The 16,445-nt window shown below is 62.7% G+C and carries 16 protein-coding genes; 11 read left to right on the top strand and 5 right to left on the bottom strand.

Annotated elements, in window-relative coordinates:
* Positions 1 to 151: 151 nt before the first annotated feature.
* The 10 genes from J2858_RS03725 to J2858_RS03680 all read left to right on the top strand — a co-directional run bounded on the left by J2858_RS03725 (position 152) and on the right by J2858_RS03680 (position 9,755).
* Entirely contained in the window at positions 152 to 883 is a 732-nt protein-coding gene (locus J2858_RS03725) for a LuxR family transcriptional regulator (RefSeq protein ID WP_210103380.1), read from the top strand.
* Between the two features lie 379 nt (positions 884 to 1,262).
* Complete coding sequence (locus J2858_RS03720; protein ID WP_210103379.1) at positions 1,263 to 2,435, top strand: Mrp/NBP35 family ATP-binding protein; 1,173 nt, start codon at positions 1,263 to 1,265, stop codon at positions 2,433 to 2,435.
* Positions 2,436 to 2,571: 136 nt separating this feature from the next.
* Complete coding sequence (locus J2858_RS03715) at positions 2,572 to 3,543, top strand: magnesium transporter CorA family protein (RefSeq protein ID WP_245365534.1); 972 nt, start codon at positions 2,572 to 2,574, stop codon at positions 3,541 to 3,543.
* Between the two features lie 15 nt (positions 3,544 to 3,558).
* A complete protein-coding gene (locus tag J2858_RS03710) occupies positions 3,559 to 5,472 on the top strand; it encodes a potassium transporter Kup (protein WP_210103378.1) in 1,914 nt (637 codons plus the stop codon).
* A 241-nt stretch (positions 5,473 to 5,713) separates the two neighbouring features.
* On the top strand, positions 5,714 to 6,871 hold the full coding sequence (locus J2858_RS03705) for a cell wall hydrolase (RefSeq protein WP_432443272.1): 1,158 nt from the start codon (positions 5,714 to 5,716) through the stop codon (positions 6,869 to 6,871).
* Between the two features lie 229 nt (positions 6,872 to 7,100).
* Positions 7,101 to 7,451 carry an AtpZ/AtpI family protein gene (locus J2858_RS03700; RefSeq protein WP_210103377.1) on the top strand — a complete coding sequence of 117 codons (351 nt, stop codon included), beginning with the start codon at positions 7,101 to 7,103 and terminating at the stop codon, positions 7,449 to 7,451.
* 61 nt (positions 7,452 to 7,512) lie between these two features.
* A complete protein-coding gene (locus J2858_RS03695; RefSeq protein ID WP_210103376.1) occupies positions 7,513 to 8,262 on the top strand; it encodes a F0F1 ATP synthase subunit A in 750 nt (249 codons plus the stop codon).
* Positions 8,263 to 8,333: 71 nt separating this feature from the next.
* Positions 8,334 to 8,561 (top strand): F0F1 ATP synthase subunit C, encoded by a 228-nt coding sequence (locus J2858_RS03690; protein WP_137132375.1) that lies wholly within the window; start codon positions 8,334 to 8,336, stop codon positions 8,559 to 8,561.
* 79 nt (positions 8,562 to 8,640) lie between these two features.
* Entirely contained in the window at positions 8,641 to 9,264 is a 624-nt protein-coding gene (locus J2858_RS03685; RefSeq protein WP_210103375.1) for a F0F1 ATP synthase subunit B, read from the top strand.
* 5 nt (positions 9,265 to 9,269) lie between these two features.
* The gene (locus J2858_RS03680) at positions 9,270 to 9,755 is read left to right on the top strand and encodes a F0F1 ATP synthase subunit B (protein WP_210103374.1); all 486 of its coding nucleotides are present in this window, start codon (positions 9,270 to 9,272) and stop codon (positions 9,753 to 9,755) included.
* A gap of 272 nt (positions 9,756 to 10,027) precedes the next feature.
* Here the strand turns inward: J2858_RS03680 and J2858_RS03675 are convergent, their stop codons facing one another.
* Entirely contained in the window at positions 10,028 to 10,681 is a 654-nt protein-coding gene (locus J2858_RS03675) for a ribonuclease HII (protein ID WP_210103373.1), read from the bottom strand.
* A 232-nt stretch (positions 10,682 to 10,913) separates the two neighbouring features.
* Positions 10,914 to 12,071 carry a PA0069 family radical SAM protein gene (locus J2858_RS03670; protein ID WP_210103372.1) on the bottom strand — a complete coding sequence of 386 codons (1,158 nt, stop codon included), beginning with the start codon at positions 12,069 to 12,071 and terminating at the stop codon, positions 10,914 to 10,916.
* 131 nt (positions 12,072 to 12,202) lie between these two features.
* Between J2858_RS03670 and J2858_RS03665 the strand changes: the two genes are divergently transcribed.
* Positions 12,203 to 12,715: a glycosyl transferase gene (locus J2858_RS03665; protein WP_210103371.1), complete on the top strand. Its 513-nt coding sequence runs from the start codon at positions 12,203 to 12,205 to the stop codon at positions 12,713 to 12,715.
* A gap of 4 nt (positions 12,716 to 12,719) precedes the next feature.
* Here the strand turns inward: J2858_RS03665 and moaB are convergent, their stop codons facing one another.
* From moaB to J2858_RS03650, 3 genes are read right to left on the bottom strand one after another with little or no spacing between them, the layout of a single operon-like run.
* Positions 12,720 to 13,271, bottom strand: a complete 552-nt coding sequence (moaB, locus tag J2858_RS03660) for a molybdenum cofactor biosynthesis protein B (protein WP_210103370.1) — start codon at positions 13,269 to 13,271, stop codon at positions 12,720 to 12,722.
* Positions 13,268 to 14,179, bottom strand: a complete 912-nt coding sequence (locus J2858_RS03655; protein WP_210103369.1) for a 4-(cytidine 5'-diphospho)-2-C-methyl-D-erythritol kinase — start codon at positions 14,177 to 14,179, stop codon at positions 13,268 to 13,270. The genes moaB and J2858_RS03655 overlap by 4 nt, the downstream gene beginning before the upstream one ends.
* A gap of 16 nt (positions 14,180 to 14,195) precedes the next feature.
* On the bottom strand, positions 14,196 to 16,316 hold the full coding sequence (locus J2858_RS03650) for a tetratricopeptide repeat protein (RefSeq protein ID WP_210103368.1): 2,121 nt from the start codon (positions 16,314 to 16,316) through the stop codon (positions 14,196 to 14,198).
* Positions 16,317 to 16,445 lie beyond the last annotated feature (129 nt).

Here is a 16,445-nt window from a genome sequence, read left to right as displayed (position 1 = left end):
TGATTGGGGCATGATGATTGCGGCCATGATGGCATCTACGCAAGACCGGCCTGTTGGTTGCCGGCTCGATGTCACCCCGAAGACCTGTTCTGCCTGTTAAGGCATCAAAGACCGGCTTTCGGGGACGCTCTAACCAAGATTGTCATGAAAGATGGATAAGACCGAAAGCTTCGACGCCACCTCCAGCGTGGCCGCCCGTGTGGCGGAACTCAAATCCCTTCCGACGCAATTCGACATTTTCCGCTTCATGCGCCGCATCACCGAGAGTTACGGGTGCCGCATGTTCATCGTGTGCGAGCTTCCGTCCACGACGACGCTGGAGCTTTCCGGCAATACGATCATTACCAACTGGCCGTCCGAACTGATGTCGAATTTCGATCAGGCGGGCCTTTTGCAGACGAGCCCGGTGCTGCAGCGTCTGCGCACTTCCACGCTGCCGGTCACCTATTCCATGGCCGAAATTGCGCTGGCGCGCGGCAACATGGTCTCCTGCGAGATTTTTCAGCGGTTCGGCATGGGCGGCGGCGTCTTCTTCCCCGTCCATGATGCCGCAGGCAAGCGTGGTACCGTCGGGTTTTCTGGCGAAGGTGTGCTGTTTACCGTGCTGCAGATGCTCGAACTCTTCTATATATCGGTGCACGTCTACCAGCGCCTGGCCGAGATCCGCGATATCGACATCAAGGTCACCGAGCATTTGAGCGACAGGGAGCTCGATTGCCTGAACTGGACGTCTGCCGGCAAGACCAGTGCCGAAATCGCCGAGATCCTGACCCTGTCGGAACACACGGTTAACCATTATCTCAATCGCGCCACCAAGAAACTCGATGCAGTCAACCGCACACAGGCCGTGGCCAAGGCACTGCGCCTGAAACTGATCGCTTGAGAGGCAGTTCGAGCTGCCTTTATTTCATTCACGCTCAAGTTTTAGTCATGACGGGCCGGGAACATCTACTTGCGGCCCCGATTCCGGCCGCTTCCCTCCGTAAACGCCTGTTTCTGCAACTGGCACGCATCCTGCATCCTCCATGGCATGTCCAGAGGGGACAAAAAGCGTCCCAAGAGACGCATGCAACAAAAGCCGTCGTCTGAGCTTCGCGCGTCGATCTGACTGCTGCAGGCCTCAGGCGGCGGCTTTAATACTTGTTGCCCGCGGCCCGATGCACCACCTATAAGTCCGACCGGACACGCTGCACCAGATGCCTCGCCAAAGGCGTCCCCGCAAGGGAGGATGTGGCGTGATGCACGGGGCAAGGGAGTTTGATATGGCCGAGGTTACCAAGGATATCGTGCTTGCGGCGCTGTCGCGCGTGCGCGGGCCGGATCTGGAAGGCGATATCGTATCGCGCAACATGGTGTCCGACGTCTTCATTGCCGATGGCAAGGTCTATTTCTCGATCACCGTGCCGGCCGAGCGGGCCAAGGAACTGGAGCCGCTGCGGGTTGCCGCCGAAAAGACGGTGACGGCGATCGAGGGCGTGCGCGGCGCGCTGGTGACGCTGACGGCCGACCGCAAGGCCGGTGCCGCGCCCGCCCGTCCGACACAGCCCACCGCCCCGCATGACCATGCCGGCCACGGCCATGCGCCGCAGGCACGTAGCCCCGGCCAGCCGGCGCCGCCCCAGCGGGCGCAGAAGGCCGGCGTGCCGGGCGTCGGTGCCATCATTGCGGTTGCCTCCGGCAAGGGCGGCGTCGGCAAATCCACCACCGCCGTCAATCTCGCGCTCGCCATGATGGCGAACGGGCTGAAGGTCGGCCTTCTGGATGCCGATATCTATGGTCCCTCCGTGCCGCGTCTCTTGAAGATTTCCGGCCGCCCGCAGCAGATCGAGAACCGCATCATCGTGCCGATGGAAAATTATGGCCTGAAAGCCATGTCCATGGGCTTTCTCGTCGATGAAGAGGCCGCGATGATCTGGCGCGGTCCGATGGTGCAATCGGCGATCCTGCAGATGCTGCGCGAAGTGGCCTGGGGCGAACTGGATGTGCTTGTCGTCGACATGCCACCCGGCACCGGCGATGCACAGCTGACGCTTGCCCAGCAGGTGCCGCTTGCCGGCGCCGTCATCGTCTCGACGCCACAGGACCTTGCCCTCATTGATGCCCGCAAGGGCATTGCCATGTTCCGCAAGGTGGAAGTGCCGCTGCTCGGCATCATCGAGAACATGAGCTATTTCCTCGCCCCCGATACCGGCACGCGCTACGATATTTTCGGCCATGGCGGGGCGCAGGCGGAAGCGGCCCGCATCGGCGTGCCCTTCCTCGGCGAAGTTCCGCTCACCATGGATATCCGCGAACGCTCGGATGCGGGAACGCCGGTCGTCGTCTCGGATCCAAACGGCGCCTCCGCCCAGATCTACCGTGACATCGCCCGGCGCGTGGCGCAGGAACTGACGGGAATGAAGCCGCGACCGGCGCCGTCCATCGTCTTCGACTAGCCGTATCTGATTCGTTTCGCTTGCATTCGTCATTGAGTGGTCTTATACGCCCGTCTCGCTTGGGACGGGGGAACTGTATGTTGGCCCTTTACGTTCAATTGTGTCGGTCGATCGGGCGCCGGCGCGGAGACGCTGCTTGATCAATGCCTATCGTGCCAATGGCCTTCATACGGTGCTTTCTCCGGACGTTCCCGGCCAGAGCCTGACGAGCGATATCGTCTGGATCGATCTCGTCGCGCCCTCGCACGAGGAAGACCGGCTGGTGGAAGATCTTCTCGGGATCGAGGTGCCGACCCGCGACGACCTGAAGGATATCGAGCCCTCCAGCCGTCTCTATGTGGAAAAGGATGCCGTCTTCATGACGGCCTCGCTGGTCTTCAAGGCCGACACCAACAATCCGCAGATCACCGATGTCGCCTTCATCCTGACCGGCGACCGGCTGGTGACGGTGCGCTATGCGGAGCCGAAATCCTTCAACCTGTTCATCGCAGCGCTGGGCCGGGCCCCGGACGAGACCTGCGACGGGCGGATGCTGCTTGCCCACCTCATCGAGACGATTGCCGATCGCACGGCGGAAATTCTCGAAACGGTGGTCGCGCGCGTCGACCAGTTGTCGAACGACATCTTTCGCGGCCGCGACGAGCGCCGCCCTCCGAAATTCCTCGAGCACAAGCTGGCCGAGATCGCCGAGTGCCATCGCCTCGTCGGCAAGGTGCGCGACAGTCTGAGCTCGCTCTCGCGCGTTCTCTCCTTCCTTCTCAACGTGCCCGCCGTCCAGGAGGATACCAAGGTGGTCAGCCTCTGCGCCACGGTGGTGAAGGATGTCGCAACGCTCTCGGAACATGCCGCCTTCATTGCCGGCAATATCGCCTTTCTTCTCGATGCCTCGCTCGGCCTCATCAATGTGGAGCAGAATGCCATCATCAAGATCTTCTCGATCGCCTCGGTGGTGTTTTTGCCGCCGACGCTGGTGGCTTCCGTCTACGGCATGAATTTTCGCGCAATGCCCGAACTGGATTGGACGTTCGGATATCCCATGGCCCTTGTCGGCATGTTGATCTCCGCCATCGTTCCGTTTTACTTTTTCCGCTGGAAGGGCTGGCTCTAAGCGCCAGGAAACCGGATGTCACACGCAGCTGACGACCAAATCGCCGAAAACAAAAGCCTGAAACACTTCCTCGCGCTGACGCTGGGATCTGTGGGCGTCGTCTATGGCGATATCGGCACGAGCCCGCTCTATGCCTTTCGCGAGGCGTTACGCCCGGTCTCGGCCGATGGCCTGACTCAGGCAGAAATCATCGGCATCATCTCGCTGATGATCTGGACGCTGACGATCATCGTCACCATCAAATACGTGCTGTTCCTGCTGCGCGCAGACAACCATGGCGAAGGCGGCACGCTGTCGCTTCTGGCCATGCTGATGAAGACGGCCGGCGGCAACAAGGCAGTCCTGATGATGCTCGGCCTCATCGGGGCGGCGCTTTTCCTGGGCGACGCGATGATTACGCCGGCCCTTTCGGTGCTTTCGGCCGTCGAGGGGCTGAAGCTTGTCACGCCCGCCCTCAGCGAGGCGGTGCTGCCGATTTCCATCGTCATTCTCATCGGGCTCTTTGCCATCCAGTCGCAGGGCACCGGCCTTGTGGCGCGTTTCTTCGGGCCGATCACGCTGGTCTGGTTCATCGTCATGGGCGCCGGCGGCATTGCCCATATCACCGATGATGTGAGCATTTTCCGCGCCTTCAACCCCATCTATGCCGTCACCTTCATGCTGGACGAGGGCTATGTCGGCGTCGTCGTGCTGGGCGCCGTCTTCCTCACCGTCACCGGCGCGGAAGCGCTCTATGCCGATCTTGGCCATTTCGGTCGCCGGCCGATCCAGTGGGCCTGGTTCGTGGTGGTCTTTCCGGCGCTGACGCTGAACTATCTCGGGCAGGGCGCGCTGGTGCTGAAGCATCCGGAGGCGATGGAAAACCCGTTCTACCTGATGTTTCCGAGCTGGGCGCTGCTGCCGGTGGTCATCCTTGCAACGGCTGCAACGATCATCGCAAGCCAGGCCGTGATCACCGGCGCCTTCTCGCTGGTGCGCCAGGCGATCCATCTCGGCTATCTGCCGCGCATGGAAATCCTCTTCACCTCGGAAACCAATACCGGGCAGATCTTCCTGCCGGGCGTCAACATGCTGCTCTTGATCGGCGTTCTGGCGCTGGTGCTGGGCTTTGAAAGCTCCGATGCGCTTGCCACCGCCTATGGCATCTCCGTCACCGGCGCGATGGTGGTGACGACGCTGATGGCGTTCGAATTCGTGCGCGCGCGCTGGCGCTGGCCGCGCACCGTGGCGGCTCTTGCTCTCGCGCCGCTTCTGGCGCTGGAACTGGTGTTTCTCGGCGCAAACCTTCTGAAGATCCACGACGGCGGCTATGTGCCGGTGATGATGGCGGTGGCCTTTACGGTGATCATGTGGACATGGAAGCGCGGAACCGCGATCCTTGCCGAAAAGACCCGCCGCTCCGACGTGCCGCTGGCGGCCTTTGCCGCCTCTATCGAAAAATCGATCAGCGGCAAGAGCGCCCATGCCCCCGTGAGCGTTCCGGGCACGGCGATTTTTCTCACCAGCGATCCGGAATCGGCGCCGGCGGCGCTCATGCACAATCTCAAGCACAATCACGTGCTGCATGAAAAGAATGTCATCCTCACCATCAAGACGGTGAACAAGCCGCGCGTTTCCCAGGAACACTGTTTCCATGTGGAGAAATTTTCCGAGCGGTTTACGCTGATCGAGCTGCGCTTCGGCTTCATGCAGTCGCAGAATGTCTCGCAGGCCATTGCCTACCTGCGCAAATGCGGCCTGAAGTTCGACATCATGTCGACCTCCTTTTATCTCGGCCGCCGCAAGCTGGTGCCGGATGCCGAATCGGGCATGCCGATCTGGCAGGACCGGCTGTTCATCGCCCTTGCCAATGCCGCAACCGATCCCTCGGACTATTTCCACCTGCCGGCCAACCGCGTGGTTGAGCTTGGATCCCACGTCATCATCTGACGGCCTCACCACTAGTCCCTTGCAGGGACGTGGCGCCAGTCATTGTGGAGCATACAGCCGCCGTCGCGTGAAAACATGCTTAACGCCGGCGGCGCCTGCTTTGCCGGCTTGAGCCTTCAGGCCGCTAAAACCCCTTAAAAGCCTGGAACATCGGCCCCGTTAACTCTCCGTTTAGGTTAATATCAGATCTTTCGCGGATAAGAGTTGACGTGTTGGAGTTGTGGCTGTGCGTGGCAAGTCTATCAAGCGTGGTTCGCCCACGCGCCTGGACCGGTGGACTTCGCCGGCGCTGTTCGGTCTTGCCGCCTGGCTGATCTTTCCCTCTCTTCCGGGCAAGGCCGATCTTGCCGAGATGCTTTCCGGTTTTGACCGGGCCGGGAGCCAGTGGCGCATGGTTCTGACCGATTCGCCGGCGGGGTCGCTGCACGCGGCAGAACTTGCCTTTCCGGAAGGGGAGGAGCGTCTTGCCCGCGGCGCCGGCATGAGCCTGCCGGACGGCCGGCGCATTGCCTTTGCCGCCGCAACCAAGGCCGGCGATGAGGCGTCAACCGATGAAGAGCGCGTCAATCGTTCGACAAAACGCGGCCGCGTGATTGCGGTGGAGCGGATGCAGCCCCCTAAGGATTTTACCGCAGGTTCGGTGCTGCAGCGGCAGAGTTCGCTGCTATTGCCGCCTGCCGCATCCGGCGAGCGCACAGCCCTTGCAAAGCCCGGCAAGGCCGGCAACGAGATCAAGCTTGCCGCCTTCTATTTCCGCAAAAAGGAAGAAAAGCCGCGCGAGCCGGATCTCTCGCCCATGGTGGCAAGCCTTGTGACCAATACGCACGCGGATAGTCTTGCCACGGCCTTTGCGCCGCAAAAGCCTGATTTTTCCCGCCAGTCGCCCTTCGATGCGATCCTGAAGAAGCCGGAGGAGGGGCGCTTCGTGCCCGAAATCGGTCCAAAGGACCATGCCTGGGCGGCAACGGCGCTGCCTGCCGAAGTGTTTTCCGCCGCCGAACAGCAATGCCTATCGTCGGGCATCTATTTCGAAGCGCGCGGCGAATCGGTGAAGGGCCAGGCGGCGGTCGCGCAGGTGATCCTCAACCGGGTGCGCAATCCCGCCTATCCGAAAACCATCTGCGGCGTCGTCTACCAGAACGAGGACTGGCGCAACCGCTGCCAGTTCTCCTTCGCCTGCGATGACATCAAGGACCGTATCCGCTCCGAAGAGCACTGGAAAATGGCCCGCGAGGTCGCCATCGCCGTGACTGCGGGCAAGATCTGGCTGCCGGAAGTGGGCTCTGCCACCCATTATCACGCCGTCTATGTGCGCCCCAAATGGGCCCGCAGCATGGAGAAGGTCGGCCGCATCGGGCTCCACATCTTCTACCGCACCTATGGCGGCGGATGGAGTTGAAATGTGTGATTTGCTCAACAACCGATCACGACTTCGTCTGGTTGTGACTTAAACGATTGAATTTCCGAATTAAATTAGTTCTGGATGAGCGCCCTGTGCTGCCTTGACTATGGGTTCGCGCAAAACTATGGTGCGCCGACTTCAAAACGGCCGGAAGGCGCTTATTCCCGGGCTTCGAGAGAGGCTTTGACCTCCGGTCAGGGCAACGGAAGCTTGAGGGGGGACTTAAGTGACGGAAGACCGCGACGATAGTCTTGAGCAGCGCCGCAAATCCCTTTCCGCCAAGCTTGCGGACCGGAAGCGGGGCGATGCAGCGGAGACCGCGAAGGAAAAGAGTTCCGAGGAAAGCCGTAAAGGCATGGCTCTCGGGCTGAAGATTTCTTCGGAATTCATCGCTGCCATCGCTGTCGGCACCATGCTTGGCTATCTTCTCGACCGTTTTGCCGGTACGACGCCGTGGGGGATGATCGTTCTTCTCCTCCTTGGTTTCTGCGCCGGAATACTGAACGTCCTGCGTGCGCTTGGCATGGTTGCCCAGCCCGGTCCCTTCAAGGATCAGAGCGACAAGGACGGCAGGTGAGACTGCAGGGTGAGATAATCCGCCGAATGCGGCGGGTGTAAGGTAGAAAGAAGGTAGAGCGGTGGCCAACGATCCGACGCATCAGTTCCAGGTCTTCAAGATCGTCCCGATCGAAATCGGCGGCATGGACTTCTCGTTCACCAATGCCTCCCTGTTCATGGTGGCAACCGTTGCGGCCGCTTCCGGCTTTCTCTATTTCTCCACGGCCAATCGCGGCCTCATCCCGACGCGCATGCAGTCGGTGGCGGAAATGTCCTATGAATTCATTGCCTCGATGCTGCGCGAAGGCGCCGGCAGCCAGGGCATGAAGTTCTTCCCGATGGTGTTTTCGCTGTTCATGTTCGTGTTGACGGCAAACCTGCTCGGCATGTTCCCCTACTTCTTCACCGTCACCAGCCAGATCATCGTCACCTTCGCGCTCGCGCTCTTCGTCATCCTGACGGTTCTGATCTACGGTTTCTACAAGCACGGCCTGCATTTCCTCAGTGTGTTTGCGCCAGCCGGCGTGCCCAAGGTTCTGCTGCCGCTGGTCTCGTCCATCGAGATCATCTCCTTCCTGTCGCGCCCGATCAGCCTTTCGGTTCGTCTGTTTGCCAACATGCTGGCAGGCCATATCACGCTGAAGGTATTCGCCGGCTTCGTCGCCTCCATGAGCGCCATGGGCGCACTGGGCGTCGGCGGCGCGATCCTGCCTCTCTTGATGACGGTCGCCATGACCGGTCTGGAATTTCTCGTCGCTTTCCTGCAGGCATATGTCTTCGCGGTACTGACTTGCATGTACCTGAACGACGCCGTGCACGGTGGTCACTGAGAATATAGTCGCAGGACCCGGCAGCCCTGGGTCCTCAACTGCCGCAACAACCATTTCGAAGGAGTATCCATATGGAAGCGGAAGCAGCAAAGTTCATCGGCGCAGGTCTCGCATGCCTCGGCATGGCTGGTACGTCGCTGGCACTCGGCCGTATCTTCGGTGATTACCTCACCGGCGCACTGCGCAACCCCTCTGCTGCCGACAGCCAGTTCGGCCGTCTGGTATTCGGCTTCGCCGTTACGGAAGCTCTGGGCATCTTCTCGCTGCTCGTTGCTCTCCTCCTCCTGTTCGCTGTCTAAGAGCGGCCTGGACTTCGGATCACGGCCGTCTCGAAAAAGGCGCGCCGTGATTCTTCGTATTTGAATACCCCTGGAGGTGATGATGTTCGTGACACCGGCATTCGCGCAAGGCGCGCCGGCCAATGGCGATCCGAATGCAGCAACCGGCGCCGCGCCGGCGGGCGAAGTGCATACCGAAACCGGTGTGGCGCATGACGCGCACGGCGGTGGCGTGTTCCCGCCCTTCGACCACACAACCTATTCGTCGCAGCTGCTGTGGCTGGTCATCACCTTCGGCTTTTTCTACTGGATCATGCAGAAGGTGGTCGTGCCGCGCGTCGGCGGCATTCTCGAACACCGTCATGACCGGATCGCACAGGATCTGGACGAAGCATCGCGCCTGAAGGCGGAAGCTGACGCCGCCGTCGAGACCTATGAAAAGGAACTGGCCGCTGCTCGCGCCAAGGCCGGCACGATTGCCGAGACCGCCCGCGAAGCCGCCCGCACCAAGGCTGCCGCCGACCGCGCCGCCATCGAGGCAGAACTGGCTGAAAAGCTTGCCGCCGCCGAAGCGAGCATCGCAACGATCAAGGCTCAGGCCTTTGCCGAAGTGGGTGCCATTGCTGAAGAGGCCGCCGGTGCCATCGTCGAGCAGCTGATCGGACCGAAGGCCTCTGCCGAGGACGTTCGGGCCGCCGTTGCAAGCGCCAAAGTGGAGGCCTGATCACCATGGCATTCGATGCAACATTCTTTGCCCTTGCCGGCCTCATCCTGTTCTTCGTGCTGCTCGCCTATGTGAAGGTGCCGGGCATGATGGCAAAGGCGCTCGACAAGCGCGCCGACAACATTCGTGACGAACTGGACGAAGCCAAGCGTCTTCGCGAGGAAGCCCAGGCGCTGCTGGCAGAATACCAGCGCAAGCGCAAGGAAGCCGAAGCGGAAGCCGCCGGCATCCTGGCCTCTGCTGAACGGGAAGCCGCCATGCTGACCGAGGAAGCCCGCCAGAAGACCGAGGAATTCGTCGCCCGCCGCAACGCTTTGTCGGAACAGAAGATCCGCCAGGCCGAAGCCGACGCCATCGGCGCCGTGCGCGCCGCAGCCGTCGACATCGCTATTGCCGCTGCCGAAAAAGTCATCGCCGCCAAGGCCGATGCCGGCGCCCAGCAGGCGCTGTTCGCCGACACGATCAGCCAAGTTAAGACCCGCCTCAACTGAGGCTTGTCTCCTTTGAGTATTTCCAAAAGGCCGGGCTTTTGTCCGGCCTTTTTGCATTTCGGTGGTCATGGTGCCACTTCGCCATGCGCCAGCATTACCCTCAATCCTCCCGACTTGGGCGGTAGAGTTGATAGGACATAGCTCGTTCAGGAGCAGGCCGCACGAGCTTGATGAGCGAGCCGGGGAGGTCCACGTCTGTGGTTTCTGATGCGTGGCAAGCCCAATGCCCAAACGTCATTCTCAGAGGCGGCACCCCAACGGCCCGCAAAAAATCAATCCTTGCGCAGCGGCCGAAAGGTCATGCGGTGCAGCGGGCAGGGGCCGGCGGCATCGATGGCGGCGCGGTGGCGGGCGGTGCCGTAGCCGGCATGAACTTCAAAGCCGTAGGCGGGGTGGACGAGGCCGGCGCGAACCATCATCCGGTCGCGGGTGACCTTGGCGATGATCGAGGCTGCCGCAATGGAGACGGAGCGGGCGTCGCCCTTGATGACCGCCTTGCCTGGGCAGGAAAGGCCGGGCGGCACGTCGCGGCCGTCGGCAAGCACCATCGCCGGCGAGAGGCTGAGGCCCGCAATGGCCCGGCGCATGGCATCGAGGCTCGCGCGCAAAATGTTCTTCTCGTCGATATGGCGGGGACCGGAGGCGGCGATCGAGACATGGGCGGTTGCCAGGATGTCGTCAAACAGCCGCTCCCGTTCCTTCAGGCTCAACTGTTTGGAATCGTTCAGCCCCTCCGGTATCCGCTCCGGATCGAGAATGACGGCGGCGGCAACCACCGGACCGGCCAGCGGCCCGCGCCCGGCCTCGTCGGTTCCGGCCACCGGCCAATGGCCGGCCTTTCGTGCCGCAAGCTCCAGGCTGAAATCCGGAACGGGCGGCGCAAGCTCGAAAAGGCTCGGAGAATCGGGTGGCGTGCTCTGTAACATGCGGCGGAAACTCGCACGCGCACCCGATCTCCTGCAAGCCCCGGCAAAGCGCTGATTGCGGCATCGCTTGAACCACCCAAGGGGAAGGGCGGCCCGGGGCTGTTCAGCACGGATTGAGGCGGTGGACCGTGCCGAATTTTTATGTCTCGTCGCCCGCCACTTTTCAGCGCGAGCGGTATTTGATCAGGCCCTTCAACAGACAGAGGGCCGCAGGCCGAACGCTGTCAAACTTTTAAAGCAGCGACAGCTGGATGCCGGTTCCGGCCGGCGGAATAAACAGGTCGTCCCGCAAGGGCATGCCACGCCGGCCAAGGCCGAGTCGCTTGGTCGCCAGTTCAAAGCGCCGCGAGATCTGCCAGGCATAGGGACCCGCCCCCTTCATGCGCTTGCCGAACTCGGCGTCATAATCCTTGCCGCCGCGCATGGAGCGCACCAGCGACATCACGTGGCGGTAGCGATCCGGATAGTGTCGCAGCAGCCAGTCGCGAAAGAGCGGGCTCACCTCCAGCGGCAGGCGCAGCAGCACATAGCTCGCCTCGCTGGCGCCGGCCGCCTTTGCCGCATCCAGAATGCGTTCGATCTCGTGGTCGTTGAGCGCCGGAATGACCGGTGCCACGAGAACGCTGGTCGGAATGCCGGCGGCTGTCAGCTTGCTGATCGCCTCCAGCCGCTTGGCCGGCGTCGAGGCGCGCGGTTCCATGGTGCGGGCAAGCTTGCCGTCCAGCGTCGTCACCGATATCCCGACCTTGGCGAGCCCCTTGGCGGCCATCTCGGACAGGATATCGATGTCGCGGGTGACGAGCGCCGACTTGGTGACGATCATCACCGGATGATTGGCCTTGGCCAGAACCTCGAGGATCTGGCGCATCACCCGCCATTCGCGCTCGATGGGCTGGTAGGGGTCGGTATTGGTGCCGATGGCGATCGTGCGCAGCCGGTAGTCCGGGCGGCTCAGCTCCCGTTCCAGAAGCTTTGGCGCATCGGGCTTGGCAAACAGCTTGGCTTCGAAATCCAGTCCCGCGGACAAGCCCATATAGCTGTGCGTGGGCCTTGCAAAGCAATAGATGCAGCCGTGCTCGCAGCCGCGATAGGGATTGATCGAGCGATCGAAGGGAATATCGGGGGATTCGTTGCGGCTGATGATCGTGCGTGGCTTTTCCACCTGCACTTCCGTCTTGAAGGGCGCAAGCTCCTCCAGCGTCTGCCAGCCGTCGTCGAACACCTCGCGCCGTTCCGTCTCGAAACGGCCGCTGGGGTTCAGCCCCGCGCCGCGGCCGCGCCGGCGGTCGATCTCGATGCGAAGCCCCGAGGTTTCCACCAGGGCATCGGCAATATCTGCCGTATGGGCGGGCGCAAATGCACCCTGCCGCAGCTGGTTCAGCTCGTTCATGGAAAACTCCTCGGCGTCACATCCCTGATCGCCACGCCCTCATTGTTAAAGCCAAAAAGAGAACATTGCAAGAACAAAATCGCCATGTCAGGTTTGTGGCAATTCCTGTTGCGATGCGGTAAGCATGGGTCATGCTGAGTGTGCTGATGGAATGCCATGACCAGGAATCCCAACTGGCGCAGACCCTGTCTGTGCTGGTGGCAGGGGCCGTGGAGGGGCTGGTGAGCGATGTGGCCGTGCTCGATCACGGCTCGACGGATGCGTCCGCGCGGGTGGCGGATGCCGCCGGCTGCCGGTTTCACACCGGCTGGTCGATCGAGGAGGTGCTGCGGGCCACGCGCGGCGAATGGCTCTTTCTCATCGAGCCGGGCGCGCGCCCGCTGATGGGATGGATCGATGAAGTGGCTGAGCACATCGCGCTCAATCGTCAGTCAGCGCGGTTTTCGCCGTCGCGCCATCATCGGCGTCCACTGCTGGCGCGCCTCACCGGAGCGGCAAAGCCGCTTGAGCAGGGGCTGATCCTCGCCAAGTCGGAGGCGCTCGCGCAGGCGCGCACCGCCCAGCGTCTGTCGGATCTCGCCCGGGGGAGAAAGCCGTTTCGCCTCACCAGCGAAATGGTGCCGGCCTGGGCGGCACGCAGCTGAGGATTCAAGCCTTGCCGCCGCGTTTCAGGTGTTCATCGAGGCGCGGCATGATTTCCACGAAATTGCAGGGCATGTGGCGGTAGTCGAGCTGCGCCTTCAAGATGCCATCCCAGGCATCCTTGCAGGCACCGGGAGAGCCGGGCAGCACGAAGATGAAGGTGGCATTCGCCACGCCGCCGGTTGCCCGCGACTGGATGGTCGATGTGCCGATCTTGTCGTAGGAAATCCGGTGAAAGACCTCCGAAAAGCCGTCCATGCGCTTTTCAAACAGCGGCTCCAGCGCTTCGGGCGTCACGTCACGGCCGGTAAAGCCGGTCCCGCCGGTGGTGATCACCACGTCGATGTCGTCCATCCGCGTCCAGTCGCGCACGCGCTCGAAAATCGCCGTCTTGTCGTCGGGTACGATGGCCCGCGCGATGAGCCTGTGGCCGGCCTCTTCGATGCGGGCCACCAGCGTGTCGCCGGATTTGTCCGTCTCCGGCGTGCGGGTATCGGAGACGGTGAGCACAGCAATGCCGACGGGAAGGAACGGGCGGGTTTCGTCGATCCGGCTCATGTGGCCTCTCCTGCAATCGTGGTGGTTGCCTGAACATACCAGGCGGGGTGGCGGCTCGTCAGGGTTTTTGCCGCGCGTTGTGCCGCATCCGGCGTCGGATAAAGGCCAAAGCAGGTGGCCCCGGAGCCGGACATGCGCACCAGTGGTGCGCCGGTTTCGGCAAGCGCCTGCGATACCACCCCGATCTCCGAAACCGCAGCGCGTGCCGGAGGTTCCAGATCATTGCGCAAGGTCGCGATGAAGGACAGCCAGTCGTCATCGCTGCGCTCTGGCAGCGGCGGCACGGGCGCATTGTCGCGGCGTGTCAGGCGGCGAAAAATGTCCGGCGTCGACACCGACACCAGAGGATTGACCAGGACCATGAACAGCGCCGGAAGGTTTTCGACGCCAACAAGCTCCTCGCCGATGCCGCGCGCCATCAGCGGACGCGAGGAAAGGCACATCGGCACGTCGGCGCCAAGCGCAAGGGCGAGGTCGGCCAGCGGCTCTTTCGGAATGCGGACCGACCAGAGGCGCTGGAGGCCGCGAAGCGTCGCTGCCGCATCGGCCGAACCGCCGCCTATGCCGGAGGCAATCGGCAGGTCCTTCTGCAGAGTGATGGCAACCGGCGGGGCCTCCAGCCCCAAAGCCTCTATGGCTGCGCGCAGCCGGTCGCGCGCCCGCACCACGAGATTGTCGGCCGCCGCTGACAGGCTTTCGCCAAACCGGCCCGTCACGGCAAAGCTGTCCGATGTGCTCTGGCTAAAGGTGAGCGTGTCGCCATGGGTGGCAAAGGTCACCAGGCTGTCGAGAAGGTGATAACCGTCCGGCCGCCGCCCGGTCACATGCAGGCACAGATTGACCTTTGCCGGCGCCCTTTCGGTCACGCCGGCGGCCATGCTGTCTGGCGCCAGGCCGGATGCGGTCATGCCGGACAAGACAGCGTCAGTTGGCCGGGCCCGGCAGCTCCAGCACCTGGCCGGGATAGAGCCGGTTCGGATTGCGCTTCAGCTCCGGGTTGATCTCGATCAGCTCGCGGAAGCGGTCGCCGTCGCCCAGCGTGTCGTTGGCGATCTTCCACAGCGTATCGCCGGCACCCACGATGTAGTTCGACTTGGCGGCGGCTGCCGGATCCTGCTGCAGCACGGTGGGTGCCGTTGCGGCAGGCGAGGCCATGGCCGTCTTCACCGGCGGCGGACCCGCTTCCACCAGACCTTCGCGGATCTTCTGCTCGATCTTGGGAATTTCCGTCAGTTCCGGCTTCATGGTCAGCGCCCGCTGCCACTGGTAGCCGGCTTCCAGCTTGCGCCCGACGCGCCAGTAGGCGTCACCCAGATGGTCGTTGATGGCGGCATCGCCGGCGCGCAACTGCACGGCGCGCTCCAGTTCCTCCACCGCCTCGTCGTAACGGCCGAGACGATAATAGGCCCAGCCAAGCGAATCAACGATGTAGCCGTCATCCGGGCGCAGTTCCACGGCCTTGCGGATGAGGTCCAATCCCTCTTCCAGGTTGCGGTTCATGTCCACCCAGGAATAGCCGAGATAATTCAGCACCTGCGGCTGGTCCGGGTTCAGCTCCAGCGCCTTCTTGAAGTTCGGCTCGGCCTTGTCCCACTCCTTCAGCCGTTCATAGGCAATGCCGCGCTGGAAGAACACGGTCCAGTCGGTCGGGCGCGGGACCGGGCCAACCACCTCCACCGCCTTGTCATAGGTTTCGGCCATCGCCTTGTAGTCCTTGGCGTCGGACAGGACGCTGCCATAGGCGATGTAGCTGCGGATATCGGTCGGATCGCTGTCGATCAGCGATTTCAGGTGTTCGCGCGCGCCAGCGATATCGCCGGTCTGCGCCAGCGTGAGGCCAAGCTGCAGCTCGGAAATGCGGCGCATCGGCGAGCCTTCCGGCACGCGGCTGTAAAGCTCGGTCGCCCGCTTGGGCTGTTCCATCTTTTCGGCAATGCCGCCGAGCAGGATCAGCGTATCGGCGCTTTTGGGGTCGAGCGCATAGGCGATCTGCAGGTAGAGCGACACCATTTCCTCGGCGCCCTGGCGGTTGAGCGCGCTGCCGACGGAAAACAGCACGGCTGCCGATCCCTCCGTGGCATTGGTCACCTGCTGTGGCGGCTGTTCGCCCTTCTCGATCGCCTGGCGCAGCGCCTTCAGCGGGGCGTAATTGGTGATCAGCCGCTCGGCCACGGAAATCGCATCGAGCGCCTTCTGCTTGTTGCCGTCGGCAGCTTCCAGCCGGGCGAGCGCCATCACGGCGCGCATGAAGGTGTCGGGCGAAGTCGCCACCGCCTCCTCGCTGGTGATCGCCGCCTTCAGATAGGTGCGGGCCGTGGCCTTGTCGCCGATCACGATGGCCATGGTGCCGATATGGTAATCGGTAAACACCTTGAACCACTCCGGCCCCTTGAGGCTCTTGGCGAGGCTCAAGGCATCCTTGCCCTTGCCGGCACCCACCTTGGCCCAGGCGGTCATCAGCGCCTGCGTCATGCGGTCGAGATCGTTGAGGCCCTTGTAGGCCAGGACCTTTTCGGCCTCGGCGTAGTCTGCCCGGCGGATGGCGTCCAGCCCGCGCACGATCTTCGTGATCCGGTCGACGGCGGTGTCTTCCTTCAGCGCATCCACCTGCTTCAGGCTCTCGTCGAACTCGCCGTTCATCAGAAGCGAGATCATCAGGCGTTCGCGGATGTCGACATTGGCCGGCTCGAACTGCAGCGCCTTCTGGTAGAGCGCAATCGCGGTTACGTAATCGTGATCGACATCGGCGGTGCGGGCGGCAAGGAAGGCGCCCGAAAAGCTGTTGACCTTCGCGGTGGAAAATTCCGGTTGGTCAAGGATGGGAGGGGCAACCGGCGCCGCCGCCGTGACGGGCGCCGGCTCGGTGGCCGGGGCAGGGCTGGTCGCCGGATTGGTCTCAGGCGCCGGGGCAGGCTCTGTAACCGGTGCAGGCTCGGTCACCGGCGGCTGCTGGGCCCGGGCCATGTGCGGCATTGCCTGCGCGAGCAGGAGCGCTGCCCCGAATGCCGTGCCCGATAGCAGACGATGGGCGAATTTCTGCCGCATGAAGGTGCCTCTCATGAAAAGCGGTGGGCGGCCGTGTGGCCGCCATGAATCCCGTGCCGATGATTCACCACAGAATGGCTTTTTTGGAGCAAATCCGCAAGAAAATCACCCCGGCACCCGACATCCACA

It is taken from the genome of Neorhizobium galegae (assembly GCF_017877135.1).
Classification (GTDB): Bacteria; Pseudomonadota; Alphaproteobacteria; order Rhizobiales; family Rhizobiaceae; genus Neorhizobium; species Neorhizobium galegae_A.
Note: the sequence above shows the minus strand (reverse complement) of the source record. Positions and strands in the feature narration are given on the sequence as shown.

What these genes read in the sequence shown, in the direction of transcription:
- J2858_RS03665 (WP_210103371.1), top strand. Translation starts at nt 12,203, where the DNA reads ATGCTGAGTGTGCTGATGGAATGCCATGACCAGGAATCCCAACTGGCG.
- J2858_RS03680 (WP_210103374.1), top strand. Translation starts at nt 9,270, where the DNA reads ATGGCATTCGATGCAACATTCTTTGCCCTTGCCGGCCTCATCCTGTTC.
- J2858_RS03650 (WP_210103368.1), bottom strand. Translation starts at nt 16,316, where the DNA reads ATGCGGCAGAAATTCGCCCATCGTCTGCTATCGGGCACGGCATTCGGG.
- J2858_RS03675 (WP_210103373.1), bottom strand. Translation starts at nt 10,681, where the DNA reads ATGTTACAGAGCACGCCACCCGATTCTCCGAGCCTTTTCGAGCTTGCG.
- J2858_RS03710 (WP_210103378.1), top strand. Translation starts at nt 3,559, where the DNA reads ATGTCACACGCAGCTGACGACCAAATCGCCGAAAACAAAAGCCTGAAA.
- moaB (WP_210103370.1), bottom strand. Translation starts at nt 13,271, where the DNA reads ATGAGCCGGATCGACGAAACCCGCCCGTTCCTTCCCGTCGGCATTGCT.
- J2858_RS03670 (WP_210103372.1), bottom strand. Translation starts at nt 12,071, where the DNA reads ATGAACGAGCTGAACCAGCTGCGGCAGGGTGCATTTGCGCCCGCCCAT.
- J2858_RS03690 (WP_137132375.1), top strand. Translation starts at nt 8,334, where the DNA reads ATGGAAGCGGAAGCAGCAAAGTTCATCGGCGCAGGTCTCGCATGCCTC.
- J2858_RS03685 (WP_210103375.1), top strand. Translation starts at nt 8,641, where the DNA reads ATGATGTTCGTGACACCGGCATTCGCGCAAGGCGCGCCGGCCAATGGC.
- J2858_RS03720 (WP_210103379.1), top strand. Translation starts at nt 1,263, where the DNA reads ATGGCCGAGGTTACCAAGGATATCGTGCTTGCGGCGCTGTCGCGCGTG.
- J2858_RS03655 (WP_210103369.1), bottom strand. Translation starts at nt 14,179, where the DNA reads ATGACCGCATCCGGCCTGGCGCCAGACAGCATGGCCGCCGGCGTGACC.
- J2858_RS03725 (WP_210103380.1), top strand. Translation starts at nt 152, where the DNA reads ATGGATAAGACCGAAAGCTTCGACGCCACCTCCAGCGTGGCCGCCCGT.